Raw genomic sequence first — 13,093 nt, 5'->3', positions numbered from 1 at the left:
GCTCAGCCTCCCTTCGGGGGGACGACCTGCAGGTAGATCGACGTCAGGATGGTGTTGACGAAGAACAGCAGCAGGAAGGTGATGACGACGGACTGGTTGACGGCGTCGCCCACGCCCTTCGGGCCGCCGCGCGGGTTGAGGCCGCGGTAGGCGGCGACGATGCCGGCGATGAACCCGAAGATCAGCGCCTTGATCTCGCTGATGTAGAGGTCGGGAAGCTGCGCGAGGGCGGAGAAGCTGGCGAGGTACGCGCCGGGCGTGCCGCCCTGAAGGATGACGTTGAAGAAGTAGCCGCCGAGCGTGCCGACGACCGAGACCAGCCCGTTGAGCAGGACGGCGACGCCCATCGTGGCCAGCACCCGGGGCACCACGAGCCGCTGGACGGGCGAGACGCCCATGACCTCCATCGCGTCCAGCTCCTCGCGGATCTTCCGGGAGCCGAGGTCGGCGCAGATCGCCGAGCCGCCGGCGCCGGAGATCAGCAGCGCCACGATGAGCGGTGACGCCTGCTGGATGACCGCGAGGACGCTGGCGCCGCCGGTGAAGGACTGGGCGCCGAACTGCTGGGTGAGTGAGCCGACCTGAAGGGCGATCACCGCGCCGAAGGGGATCGACACCAGGGCCGCGGGCAGGATCGTCACGCTGGCGATGAACCAGAACTGCTCGACGAACTCGCGCAGTTGGAACGGCCGTTTGAAGGTCAGCCGGGCCACCGACAGCGCCAGCGCGAACAGCTTTCCGACCTCGCGCAGCGCACCGGTGCCGGGCACGGACCAGGCGGGGCGTACGGGCTCGGGCTCCGCGGCGGCCTCCGGCTCCTCGCCGGGGTCGGGCTCGGACGGCTCCGGCGGGTGCGGTACGGGCGGCAGGGTCGTGGTCACGGCCGCTCCTCCGGGGGCGCGGGCATGGTCAGCGTCTGCGCGTGGGCGATCGAGCTGCCGATGCCGGCGACGATGGCGTTGCGCGCGGCGGTCGGCAGTTGCGCGAGCATGCCGAGCACCCGCTCGCGGTGCCGGTCCACCGCCTGCCGCGGCGGCATCCCGGGCGACGGCTCCAACTGCGGCACGATCTCGCGCGGGCCGCCGGTGGCGGGCGCCGAGGCGTCGAAGCCCTCGGCGGCCAGCGTCGCCGCGTCCTTCTCCTCCGACATGCCGATGGGGCCGAGCCGGCTGCCGCTGAGGAACTGCGAGACCACGGGCTCCTCGCTGGTGAGCAGCACCTCGCGGGGCCCGAAGGTGACGAGGTTGCGGCGGAAGAGCATCCCGATGTTGTCGGGGACGGTGCAGGCGATGTCGATGTTGTGCGTGACGATCAGCATCGTCGCGTCGATCTGCGCGTTGACGTCGATGAGCAGTTGGGAGATGAACGCCGTACGCACCGGATCCAGACCGGAGTCCGGCTCGTCGCACAGCACGATCTCCGGGTCGAGGACGAGCGCGCGGGCCAGCCCCGCGCGCTTGCGCATGCCGCCGGATATCTCGCCCGGGAGCTTGCCCTCGGACCCGCCGAGGCCGACGAGGTCCATCCGCTCCATGACGATGCGGCGGATCTCGGACTCCTTCTTGCGGGTGTGCTCGCGCAGCGGGAAGGCGACGTTGTCGAAGAGGCTCATCGAGCCGAAGAGCGCGCCGTCCTGGAACATCAGCCCGAACTTCTTGCGGGCTTCGAAGACGTCGCGCTCGCGGCTGCCCACCATGTCGACGCCGTCGACCAGCACCTGCCCCTCCTCGGGCTTGAGCAGCCCGATGAGCGACTTCAGGAAGACGGTCTTGCCGGTGCCGGACGGGCCGAGCATCACGCTGACCTCGCCGGCGGGCAGCGTCAGGGTGACGTCGCGCCAGATGTTCTGGCGGCCGAAGGACTTCGTCAGGCCGTCGACGACCACTTCGATTCCCATCACAGCCCCCTGGCGGGTGCGCAGCGCCGGCCGTGTACACCGCGGCCGGTCCCGTCAACTCCGGTGCGGGCACAGCACAGCACAGCGAACGCCCGCGGGCGCCGGTCACAGGCGACGACTGGCATCCGGTGACAATCCCGGGGCACGCCCTTGTCTCCGAGTGAGCAAAGAGCGGCGGGCCGGGCCGGGTTGCCGCGCGACGCGTGTTCTGCCGTGCACATGCGTGCATCACTCCATGAGCGGTCCTGCAGCAGCCGGTGCGGCCTCTGCGCCTACGGGATCCACGCTGGCGGCGGACCCGGTTTCTTCGGTGCGGCCTTGCTGGGGGACGGGCTGCACGAGCACCTGCGGGGGGAGACGCTACGCACGGGTAACCGGGGAATCAATAGCCGTGGCAGGGAAAGTCGCCACCCCCTTACCAGCGGGTATTTTCTTGTCGTCTGCTGAGCAATACGCCCCACCGGATTGTCACCGGATGATAATTCCCCACCCGCCGGGAACGATCGCCCCCGCACCCTGGTTCCTCAACGCGTGACAACGAAATCGGCCAGGCGAAAAACAAGGCTCCCGACGTGCGCGACGCGCGGGCGCGGACGCGCGCTATAGGACGGCACCGCTCTGACCAGCACGGGCTGCGGACCGGCACACGGCGCACGACTCCGGCTGTCCGCAGGTTCACCCCCCTGGCGGGAAGCGTCACTTGCTGATTTGTCAGCGACTGCGCGCCCGACCGCCACATGATTGTCACCGGGTGACAGTGATTTGACAGAAACGGCACGACCGCGGGGCTTCTTGGCTAGATTCCCGGCGAAGGTGTTGTGCCCCCTTGCGGATGTGGCTACGGTACCCGTCAGTAGCTGAGAGGTTGGCATATTCAGGCGTACGGGCCTGCAAAAATAATGCCGGCGAACGCTCGGAACCCACGAGCACAGTGTATGCATTCATTGTGCCCCCCTATCGCGGAGCGCTGAATCTCGGCTGCGGCACTGCCATCCTGTCCTGCAAACTCGGAGAATGCGAGGACGAGAATGAGCAAGATCCGCAAGTTCGCCGTCGGAGCGGCCGTTGCGGTCAGCTCCATCGCCGTCGCGGCCGGCCCGGCCGCCGCCGACCCCTCCACCGTGTGGACGGTCGGTCCCAACAGCCCGCAGGCATTCAGCGCGGTGTCGAGTTCGACCAAGCTCGAACTCAACGGCATCCTGCTCACCTGCACGAACTCCACGGCCTCGGGCACCCTGTCCAGCGCGACGGGCAACCCGGCGACGGTCGGCACCATCACGTCCGTCGCCTTCAACAACTGCACGAGCCCCTTCGGGTCCGTCACCGTCCAACCGGTCACACCCTGGTCGCTGGTTGCCGAGGACTACAGCGGCGGCGTCACGAAGGGGCACGTCGGGAACGTCACCGCCCACCTTTCCGTCCTGGCGTGCACCTTCGACGTCGTGGGCAAGGCGTCCGGGAACTACAACAACGCCACCGGGCAACTGACCGTCGACAGCGTGGTCGGTGACCTGGAGGTCGCGAACTCGGTGAACTGCGGGGGCATCGCCAACAACGGCGACAACCCGAGCTTCGACTCCGTCTACGACGTCACAATCTCCGGCGGCGGCTCCCCGACCATCGTCGGAACCAACCCGCCCGCGTGAGGACACCTCGCATGACTCACGCCTGACGTGAAGCTGCCCGGCCCTCTTCCGACGGCCGGGCAGCCCAGGTCTCAGCAGCCGACGCCCCGCCAAGGTCCGGAAGGGATCGAGCAAGTCGTGACCGAGAGCGTTGCGGTGAACAGCCGCAGACCACGCATCACCTCGCACGCCGGGGCGGTGATCGCCGCCCTGCTCGTGGCCGCGGCGATCCCGGCCGAGAGCGCCGCGGCGGGGGCGCAGCCCGTCGACACGGAGATCCCGTACACCTGCCAGTTCCCTTCCGGCGGGCAGGACGTCGCGGTACGGATAACCGCCGAACTGCCGGACCGGGTGGACGCCGGCGAGGAGATCCAGCCGCAGGAGGTGGCCGTCGAGATCCGGCTCCCAGAGTCCGCGCTCTCCGACGTCTCCGCGAGCCGGCCCGCCGGGCTGAGCGCACAGGTGTCGCTCGGCACCGCCATCGCGCAGGGCCAGGACACCGCGGAGGCGGAGTGGACGGCCGCGACCGAGGGAGACGTTCCCGTTCCCGGCACGGGTGACGTCACGCTCTCCGCGCCGGGCCTGGCACCCTCGATGACGACGGGGACGCCGGGCGACCTGACCGTCGCGGCCGGCGACCTCCGCATGGACATCACCGCGAGCCCGGCCGCGGAAGACGAGGCGGCGGCGCACGAGCCGCTCTCCGTGGCCTGCTCTCCGGTGGAAGGCAGCGACGTGCTGCTGGCGAGCATTTCCGTGGCCGGCACCCAGGACGGGTCGAGCCCGCCGGCCGGCAGCCCGCCCGGCGAGGGGGGCCCCGACGACCCGGACGACCCGCGCGACGGCACGGACACCCTCACTCCGGAGAACGAGGCGGGCGAGCCGGTGTCCCCGCAGGCGCCCGGGGAACCCGAGGCAGACGCGCCGCCGTGCCCTTCGGATGTCACGGACATCCAGTCGATCTCCGCGTACATCACCGGATTCTCGAACGTCAAAAAGCTGAACGGCGCGGCCCAGTTCCCCCTGATGTGCAGCCTTTTCCTGCAGTACGCGCCCGAACTCAGAATCGAGTTTCCGTGGGCCTACATCCACGGCACCGGTGACGGCGAGCTGATGTACAAGGGGCGTGCTCAGTCACCCCCGGTGAAGGCCACCTTCCTGACTTTCGGCTTCATGCCGACGACCGCCACCATGGTCTTCGAACAGACCGGGCCGATAAGGGTCGTCGCCGACTCGAAGACCCACCTTCTGGACGTCACCCAAGGTGAGGCCACGGCCATCATCAGAGTCCCCCTGGAGATCCACATCATCGACGTACGGGTCAACGGGACGCCCTTGGACGTGGGGCCGGACTGCAGAACCTCCGGACCGGTCTGGTCCCAGGATCCCGATCCGGCACAGGACACCAAGGACCACATGGTGCTCTCCGGATTCACCTTCCGGAATCCGGACGGCAGTTTCGACGGGTACACACTCGGCAACGGCGGCACCCTGCCGGGAGTTGTCACCATCCCGCGCTTCGAGGGCTGCGGCGCGGAAGAGGACCTCGACGAGCTGTTCACCGCCTCGGTCTCCGGGCCCGGCAACTTCGTCAAGCAGACGCAGGGCGGGGCCTGCTCCTGGCGGACGCCCGACGCCGTCGGCGGCGGCTGCACCGAGGATCTCAACCCCCGGGTCATCCCCCGGGCCGAACGCTGAGGTCAACCGGCGTCCGGCCCCCGTACCGGGGGCCGGCACCGCACAGGTCACCATCCAACTGTCCAGGCGCCCATGCCCGGTTGTGCGGACGACCCTTCCCATGACCGGGGGCACGGAGTGGGCCCGACCGGAAAGGGAAGCATGAGAGCAGTCAGAACCGGGATGAAGGCGTCGCTGCTGTGTGCACTCACGGCCTTCACCGCCTTTGTCTCCTTGGGAATGTCCACGGCAAACGCCGCTTCAGTCGCCGAGCTGAACGGCTCCTGGGGCCCCTTCACCCGCTGTCCGGTCGACGACCCCAGAATGCTGGCCGCCGACGGCGATGAATTCGTCGCCCAGTGCGTGTCCTCGGCCTCGGCCAGCGGCACCGTCAAGCTCGGCAACACCGAGGTGACGGCCGGGGATTCCGACCTGCAGTTCGGCCTGGTCCAGAACACCGCGGCGGGCACCTTCGAGGTCATACCGCCCGAGGAGGGCGCGCTCGTCGCCGACCCGGCCACCGTGCCGGGCGGTCTGATCGGGCTGATGTGCCCGAGCGACATCCCGCTGGTCAGTCAGTTGTGCGAATCGATCACCAACTCCGACCTCAACCGCATCACGGCGACGATGGAGTCCGCGGGCACCCCGACGGACTTCGACCTGCTGGCGGGCGCGACCACCGGCAAGCCGATCGTGACCCTGCCGGTACGGATCCACCTGGAGAACCCGCTCCTGGCCGACGACTGCTACATCGGCTCCACCTCGAACCCGGTCCTCCTCCACCCGGCGAACATCACCGCCGCGTCCTTCGGCGCGAGCCGCTTCGACAGCGACGGCACCCCCAACCCCGCGCCGGACGCGGCGATGACCCGGATCGAACTGCAGGGCGCCGACCAGGGCGACTCCGCGTTCTCCGTGCCGGGCGCGAAGGGCTGCGGCCTGCTCGGCCTGATCGACCTGGCCGTCAACCTCAAGACCGGGCTCCCCTCGGCCGCGGGGAACAACGACCTCGTCCTGAACGACGCCTCGACGTACATAGCCGCCCTCACCGCCCCGGGCCTGGTCGTGCCGGACGACGGCAAGCTTCTCTCCCAGTACTGGCACTCCGCGGTGCGGTAAGCGCGCTCACGCGCCGCGGACGGTGGCCGGTCACGTGAAGTGGCCGGCCACCACCTCGCGTACCGGAAACACGTAGGCACAATGCCTCGGAACCGGGAATCAGAAAGCTTCCCTGCCGTGCCGTTCTTTCTTGTCAGTTACGCAGCGTTCCGCCACCGGAGTTTGTCGCCGAGTGCGCAAGCCCGCCCGTTCCTCTCCCCGCACGGCCGCCCCGGACCGCATGCTGGCAGCGGAGCCCGGTCGGTGCTCCGCCCGGGGCGGGAGGAGTCACCGCAGATGCCAGACGCAGGACCCGCCGCCCGGTTTGCCGAGCCGCCCGAGCCGCTGCCGCCGGAATTCGCCGCGATCATGCGGCCGGAACTGCCCAGCCTCGTCGAGGAAATCGCGGCGGAGATCGGAAGGGCGATCCCCGAATACGACCGGTTGCTGGCGGGCCCGTACGGGGAGGTATTGCAGCAGAGCGTCGAGCAGAATCTCTCCGCATTCGTCGAGCAGGTGGCGAACCCGAAATCCACGGCGGGCCGCATGGACGAAATGTGCCGCAGGCTGGGGAGGTTCGAGGCGTACGAGGGCCGCAGCTTCCAGTACCTGCGCTCCGCGCTGCGCATCGGCGCCCGCGTGGCGCTGCGCCGCGCGAAGACGGTGGGCGCCCGTTACACCATCTCCCCCACGCTGATGGCGATGTTCGCCGACGCCGTCTTCGCCCATGTGGACGCGACCGAGGAGCTGTGCCGCGAGGGCTACCGGGAGGCGCAGTCCGGGCCCGAGGACACCGGGGCGCGGCGGCGGCGGCTGCTGCGGCTGCTGCTGGCCGGCGGCACGGTGCCGCTGGCCCATCCGGCGCTCGCCGAGCTGGCCGACGGGGCGCGCTGGCCGCTGCCGGAGGTGGCGACGCCCGTCGCGCTGGCCGGGGACCGCGGCCCCGACACCGGGCCGCTCCACCCCGACGTGCTCGCCGAACTCGCCGACCCGCAGCCGCACCTGCTCGTGCCGGGACCGCTCACCGGGGAGCGCCGCGCGATGCTGGCCGCGGCGCTCGCCGGCTGCCGCGCGGCCATCGGCGTGACGGTGCCGCTCGCCAGGTCGGCGGACTCGCTGCGCTGGGCCCGGCAGGCGCTGGTGCACGCGGAGAGCGGCATCGTCCGCGACGAGCCGGTGTTCGCCTGCGCCGACCACCTGGTGACGCTGTGGCTCACGGCCGACCCGGCGCTCGCCGAGGAGCTGGCCCGCCGGCGGTTGGCGCCGCTGGCCGGCCACAGCCCGGTGCGCCGGGACCGGCTGGTCGACACGTTGCGGGTCTGGCTGACGACCCGCGGCACGGCGGCGCGGATGGCGCGGCTGCTGCACGTCCACCCGCAGACCGTGCGCTACCGGCTGCGCAGCCTCCACCAGCTCTTCGGCGCGCAGTTGGACGACCACGACGAGCGGTTCGCGGTGGAGGTCGCGGTACGGACGCTGCAGTTGCGGCAGCGGGGCGACGACGGCTGAGCGCCGCACGGGCGGCCCGCGGGTGGCCCGCGCCGGAGGCGGGGAACTGTCACCGGCTGACAAAAGATGCGTACGAACGCTTGCCCGGTGAGTAGTGGCGCATCCACTCTGTGTGGGCTACAACTTTCCTTCCGGTCCAGACCAGCCATGCCCACCCCGCGGGCACCGGTGCGCTCCCGGGCGCCCGCGGGTCTTCATCCGAACTGTGAGCTGCCGGCACCACCGTGCGGCAGGGCACCTGACTTGCCACACCCCCCACCGGGTCGGTGTCCCCATGCCACGCCGGCGGCGTGAGGGGTTTACCTATGCCGTCCGACGTGCAGGCGATCGCACTGGCCGAGCCGCCCGAGCCGCTGCCGCGGGAGCTGGCCGCGCTGATCCGGCCCGAGTTACCGAGCCTCTACCGGGAGATCGTCGCGGCGATCCGCGGCGCGGTGCCCGAGTACGGGCTCACGCAGGGCGAGGCGTACGACCGGGCGCTGCGGCTCGGCGTCCGGCAGTCGCTCAACACCTTCACCGACCGGGTCGCGACGCCCCGCAAGCGCGCCGCACACCTCGCGGAGGTGCACCGAAGACTCGGCCGGTTCGAGGCGCAGGAGGGCCGGAGCCTCGACGCCCTGCAGTCCGCGTACCGCATCGGCGGCCGGGTCGCGTGGCGGCGCGCGATGGTCGTGGGCGAGCGCAACCACCTCGCCTCGCAGATCATGAACGCCTTCGCCGACGCCCTGTTCGCCTACATCGACGAGCTGTCGCAGTTGGCCAGGGAGGGCTATCTGCAGGCGGAGGCGGACTCGGCGGAGCGGCTGAAGAGCCTGCGCAGGCGGCTGCTGCGGACGCTGGTCGCCGAGCCGCCGGTGCCGCGCCACACCATCGAGGACATCGCCGCGCAGGCCCGCTGGCAGTTACCGGAAGAGGTGACGCCGGCCGCGCTGGCGCCGGCGGAGCGGCTCTCGTCGCTGACCGCGCTGCCCGACGACGTACTGGCCGACACCGCCGGCCCGCACCCGTACCTGCTGATCCCCGGCCCGTTCGACGACGAGCGCCGCGAGGCGCTGGACGTGGCGCTGGGCCCGGTCGAGGTGGCCGTGGGCCTGACCGTGCCGCTGCACAAGACCGCGGACTCGCTGCGCTGGGCGCGCCAGGCGCTCGACATGGTCGAGTCGGGCGCGATCCGTGACCCTTCCCCGGTACGGGTCGAGGACCACCTGCTCACCCTGTGGCTGCTCACGGACCCCGCTCTCGTGGAGCAGATGGCCGGCCGCCAGCTCCAGCCGCTGGCCGCCGTGACGCCCGGCCGGCGCGAACGGCTGGTGGAGACGCTGCGGATCTGGCTGACGACCCGCGGCACCGCGGGGCGCATCGCGGAGCAACTGCACGTCCACCCGCAGACGGTGCGCTACCGGATGCGTACGCTCAGCCAGCACTTCGGCTCCCAACTGTCCGAGCCGGACCGGCGCTTCGCGCTGGAGGCGACGCTGCGGGCGCTGTGGCTGCGCGACCAGGCGGACCTGCCGGCCACGGGCCCGGTCACGAGCCCGGTCACGAGCCCGGTCACGAGCCGGGTCACGGGCTCCGTCCCGGGCCGGGTCACGGGGCGCGCCGAACCGCCGGGCTGAGGCACGCGGGCCGGGGCCGGCGGACCGGCCGCGCGGGCGGCGGCCCGCCGCGCTCAGCCGGCCTTGGGGATGTCGAACATGCCGGTCAGCTTCAGCGCGAGCGCCACGTCCCCGGTGACCTTCAACTTCCGCTTCATGAACAGCTTGACGGGCCCGGCGTTCCCGGACGTGACCTTCAGGAACTCCTCGTCGCCCATCTCCAGCGTCACCCGCGGCCGGTCCTCGCCCCGCCCCTCCCGCACCGCACAGGCGCCGCCCGAGACGGCGACGTCGTAGACCACCTCGGTCACGCCCGCGATCCGCCAGCGGATGACCGCCTGAAGGTCCCCGGCCCGCTCCGGCCTGAACTGCTGCGCCATGCGCCCGAAGACCTCCCGGATGACCCGGCCGCGCAGCGCCTCGTCCCGGGCCAGTTCCCCGATCTCCCGCGCGGACAGGCCCTTGACGATGCCCGCGTACTCCTCGGGGGACACCGCGGCGAGATCCAGGCCCGCCAGTCCCGACGTGTCGTCGGCCATCTGCACACCCCATCTTTCTTACCGAACAGTAAACTTACTGGAGAGTTAAATATAGGAGCGGGCGGAGTAGGCTCGCAAGCGTGACCGAAAAGCGCAGGCAGCGGCTCCCCCGCCAGGTGCGGGAGCAGCAGATCATCGACGTGGCCGTACGGGTCTTCTCCAAGCGCGGCTACCACGCGGCCTCCGTGGACGAGATCGCCGAGCTGGCCGGGATCTCCAAGCCGATGGTCTACCTGTATCTGGAGTCCAAGGAAGGGCTCTTCAACGCCTGCCTGCGGCGCGAGGCGACCCGGCTGGTGGCCGCGTTCCAGGGGGCGGCGGACGGGGTGCTCGCGCCGGAGCTGCGGCTGCGGGCGGGGCTGCACGCGTTCTTCACGTTCGTCTCCGAGCACCGCGACGGGTGGGTCGTGCTGCACCGGCACGCCGCCGAGTTGAGCGCGGCCATCGCCGCGGAGTCGGCAGGGGCGCGGCGATCGGTGATGGCCGAGGTCACCGCGCTGGTACGGACCGCGATCGAGGAGAACGGCGGGCCGGCCCGACTGGGGGACGAGGACGCCGAGTTCGTCGCGCACGCCATCGTGGGCGCGGCGGACGCGCTGACGGACTGGATGGCCGAGCACCCCGCCGAGTCGCCGGAGGGCATGACGCAGCGGCTGATGAACATGATCTGGGTGGGCATGCGCAACGTGCTCGGCGGCGAGACGTGGACGCCGCCGGCCGGAGCGTGACCGGACCGCGCACCCGGACCCGTTTCCTGCCCTCCTGCCCTCCTGCCCTCCTGCGCCTGCCGGCCTGCCCGTTCGGGTCCCCGCGCGGCAGCGTCAGCACAGGGGCGTGACCGCGCCGCGCAGGTGCTCGCGGGCGCCGTCCGCGGCGCGTACGTCGAATACCCAGCCGTCCGGCGCGCGTTCGGCGTGTTCCGTACGTTCTGCCCGGAAGCCCACCGTCGCCGGCAGCAGCACCGGCGCGCGGAACGCCACGTCCACCGCGTACGCCTCCGGCAGTCCGGCCGCCAGCGCCGCCAGGCAGCGCGCCTTGGTCCACATCCCGTGCGCGATCGCCCGCCGGAAGCCGAACAGCCGGGCGGCCAGCGGGTGCAGGTGGATGGGGTTGCGGTCGCCGGAGGCGGCGGCGTACGCACGGCCCAGCGAGCCCGGCAGGCGCCAGCTCTCCTGCCGCGCCGCGCCGGTGAACTCCGGCGCGGCGGCCTCCGCAGCCTCCGCGGCGGAAGACTCGCCCGTGCCGGGGCCGCGGCTGAGGTACGTGCTGGTCGAGCGCCACACCGTCTCGCCGCGCAGCCGCGCGTGGGCGGTGACGGGGAAGGCGGTGCCCCTGGGGTGCGGCTGCGCCGGGCCCGTCGCGACGGCGTACGTCAGCCGCTCGCCGGCGCCGACGGGGTGCAGGTGCTCGACGCGGTTGGCGAGGTGGACGAGACCGGGCAGCAGGAAGGGGAAGTCGCGGGCGGCCATGAGGGACATGGCGAGCGGGAAGGCCACGACGTGCGGGTACGTGGCCGGGAGCCGGCCGTCGTCGGGGAAGCCGCAGACGGCGGCGTAGCGCCGCAGCCGGGCGGGGTCGGGGCGGACGTCGGGGAGCACGAGGCGCCGCGCGGGGACGGCACTCCCCCGGCGCTTCGGCACCACCGCCCTGCCGTACAGCGGCAGCAGCCGCGGCGCTCTGCTCAGCTCCCGTGTCTCCACCTCACGCCCCCAGCAGCGACTGGCCGCACACCCGCAGCACCTGCCCCGTCACGGCCCCGCTCCCCGGCGCCGCGAGATACGCCACCGCCTCCGCCACGTCCACCGGCAGGCCGCCCTGCTTCAGGCTGTTCATGCGGCGGCCAGCCTCGCGGACGACCAGCGGGACGGCCGCGGTCATCCGCGTCTCGACGAACCCGGGCGCGACCGCGTTGACCGTCACGCCGCGTTCGGCCACCGCCGGGGCCATCGCCCGCACGTAGCCGATGAGGCCCGCCTTGCTCGCCGCGTAGTTGGTCTGGCCGACGTTGCCCGCGATGCCGCTGATCGAGGAGGTGCACACGATCCGGCCGTCCGCGCGCAGCAGGCCCTCGCCGAGGAGGCGCGTGGTGAGGGTCTCGACGGCGGTGAGGTTGACCTCGACGACCGCTGACCACTGGTCGGCGCTCATCCGCCCCAGCGTCTTGTCGCGGGTGATGCCCGCGTTGTGCACGACGACGTCGATACCGCCGTGGTGTTCGTCCAGGTACGCGGCGAGCCGGTCCGCGGCGTCCGGCGCGGTGATGTTCAGCTCCAGCGCGTCACCGGCGACCCGGGCCGCCGTCCGCGCCAGCTCCGCGCCCTGCACGGCGACGTCCAGGCACACCAGCCGCGCCCCGTCGCGGTGCAGCGTCCCGGCCACCGCCGCGCCGATCCCCTGCGCCGCGCCCGTGACCAGCGCCGTCTTCCCGGCCAACGGCCGCTCCCAGTCCGCCGTCCGCGGCACCTGCGCCGCGCCGGTGACGCGCAGCGCCTGCCCCGAGACGTACGCCGAGCGCGCCGACAGCGCGAAGCGCAGCGTCGACTCCACCCCGCCCTCCGCGCCCGGCGCGACCAGCAGCAGGTGCGCCGTCGACCCGCCCCGCAGCTCCTTGCCCACCGACCTGGTGAACCCCTCAAGCGCCCGCTGCGCCACCGCCTCCGCGGGCCCCGCGGCGTCCTCGGGCGGTGTGCCGACGACCACCACGCGCCCGCAGGGGGCGAGTTCGCGGACCCGGGGGTGGAAAAAGCCGTAGAGCTCCCGCAGCCGGGCGGAGGAGCCGATGCCGGTGGCGTCGAAGACCAGCGCCCCGGCCCGTACGGGCGGCTCGGCGGGCGCGTCCGCGCCCGTCACCTCCGCGCCCGCCGCGTCGAGCAGTTCACGCAGCGTCTTGTGCATCCGGCCGCCCGCCGCGCCGCCGAGCACCACAGGACCGCGCGCCACGGGCTGCCCCGGCCGGTACCGCTCCAGCCGCGCGGGCCGCGGCAGCCCGAGCCGCTTGGCGACGAAGGCGCCGGCTGTGCCGCTCGTGAAATTCAGGTAGCGATCGGCCATTGGCTTTCCCCTTACGCCTGAGTAAGTTTACTCCGGAGTAAGGAAGCGTAGGAACGGACCCCCCGCGGCACAAGCGCCCGCGGGGAAGCGCGGGAGGGAGCG

General features: G+C 71.9%; 11 protein-coding genes. 6 read left to right on the top strand and 5 right to left on the bottom strand.

Annotated elements, in window-relative coordinates:
- Positions 1 to 2: 2 nt before the first annotated feature.
- The gene (locus B124_RS05610; RefSeq protein WP_496501566.1) at positions 3 to 770 is read right to left on the bottom strand and encodes an MlaE family ABC transporter permease; all 768 of its coding nucleotides are present in this window, start codon (positions 768 to 770) and stop codon (positions 3 to 5) included.
- Positions 771 to 877: 107 nt separating this feature from the next.
- Complete coding sequence (locus tag B124_RS05605; protein ID WP_496501513.1) at positions 878 to 1,897, bottom strand: ABC transporter ATP-binding protein; 1,020 nt, start codon at positions 1,895 to 1,897, stop codon at positions 878 to 880.
- A 1,028-nt stretch (positions 1,898 to 2,925) separates the two neighbouring features.
- Between B124_RS05605 and B124_RS05600 the strand changes: the two genes are divergently transcribed.
- The 5 genes from B124_RS05600 (at position 2,926) to B124_RS05580 (ending at position 9,422) form a co-directional block, all read left to right on the top strand.
- Entirely contained in the window at positions 2,926 to 3,543 is a 618-nt protein-coding gene (locus tag B124_RS05600) for a hypothetical protein (protein WP_496501512.1), read from the top strand.
- A gap of 117 nt (positions 3,544 to 3,660) precedes the next feature.
- Entirely contained in the window at positions 3,661 to 5,220 is a 1,560-nt protein-coding gene (locus B124_RS05595) for a DUF6801 domain-containing protein (protein WP_496501511.1), read from the top strand.
- A 141-nt stretch (positions 5,221 to 5,361) separates the two neighbouring features.
- Positions 5,362 to 6,318, top strand: coding sequence for a hypothetical protein (locus B124_RS05590; protein ID WP_496501510.1), 957 nt, complete (start codon positions 5,362 to 5,364; stop codon positions 6,316 to 6,318).
- 276 nt (positions 6,319 to 6,594) lie between these two features.
- Complete coding sequence (locus B124_RS05585) at positions 6,595 to 7,806, top strand: PucR-like N-terminal domain-containing protein (protein WP_496501509.1); 1,212 nt, start codon at positions 6,595 to 6,597, stop codon at positions 7,804 to 7,806.
- Between the two features lie 305 nt (positions 7,807 to 8,111).
- Positions 8,112 to 9,422: a PucR-like N-terminal domain-containing protein gene (locus B124_RS05580; protein ID WP_496501508.1), complete on the top strand. Its 1,311-nt coding sequence runs from the start codon at positions 8,112 to 8,114 to the stop codon at positions 9,420 to 9,422.
- 53 nt (positions 9,423 to 9,475) lie between these two features.
- Here the strand turns inward: B124_RS05580 and B124_RS05575 are convergent, their stop codons facing one another.
- On the bottom strand, positions 9,476 to 9,940 hold the full coding sequence (locus tag B124_RS05575; protein WP_496501507.1) for an SCP2 sterol-binding domain-containing protein: 465 nt from the start codon (positions 9,938 to 9,940) through the stop codon (positions 9,476 to 9,478).
- Positions 9,941 to 10,020: 80 nt separating this feature from the next.
- Here B124_RS05575 and B124_RS05570 point away from each other — a divergent pair, with 80 nt between their 5' ends.
- Positions 10,021 to 10,668, top strand: a complete 648-nt coding sequence (locus tag B124_RS05570; RefSeq protein WP_496501506.1) for a TetR/AcrR family transcriptional regulator — start codon at positions 10,021 to 10,023, stop codon at positions 10,666 to 10,668.
- Positions 10,669 to 10,761: 93 nt separating this feature from the next.
- Here B124_RS05570 and B124_RS05565 read toward each other — a convergent pair whose 3' ends face one another.
- Positions 10,762 to 11,640 carry a MaoC family dehydratase gene (locus B124_RS05565; RefSeq protein ID WP_496501505.1) on the bottom strand — a complete coding sequence of 293 codons (879 nt, stop codon included), beginning with the start codon at positions 11,638 to 11,640 and terminating at the stop codon, positions 10,762 to 10,764.
- Between the two features lies 1 nt (position 11,641).
- Positions 11,642 to 12,991 carry a 3-oxoacyl-ACP reductase gene (locus B124_RS05560; protein WP_496501504.1) on the bottom strand — a complete coding sequence of 450 codons (1,350 nt, stop codon included), beginning with the start codon at positions 12,989 to 12,991 and terminating at the stop codon, positions 11,642 to 11,644.
- Positions 12,992 to 13,093: the final 102 nt, after the last annotated feature.

It is taken from the genome of Streptomyces sp. CNP082, from assembly GCF_059570535.1.
The sequence above is the reverse complement of the archived record's forward strand: the minus strand, read 5'-3'. Positions and strand labels throughout refer to the sequence as shown.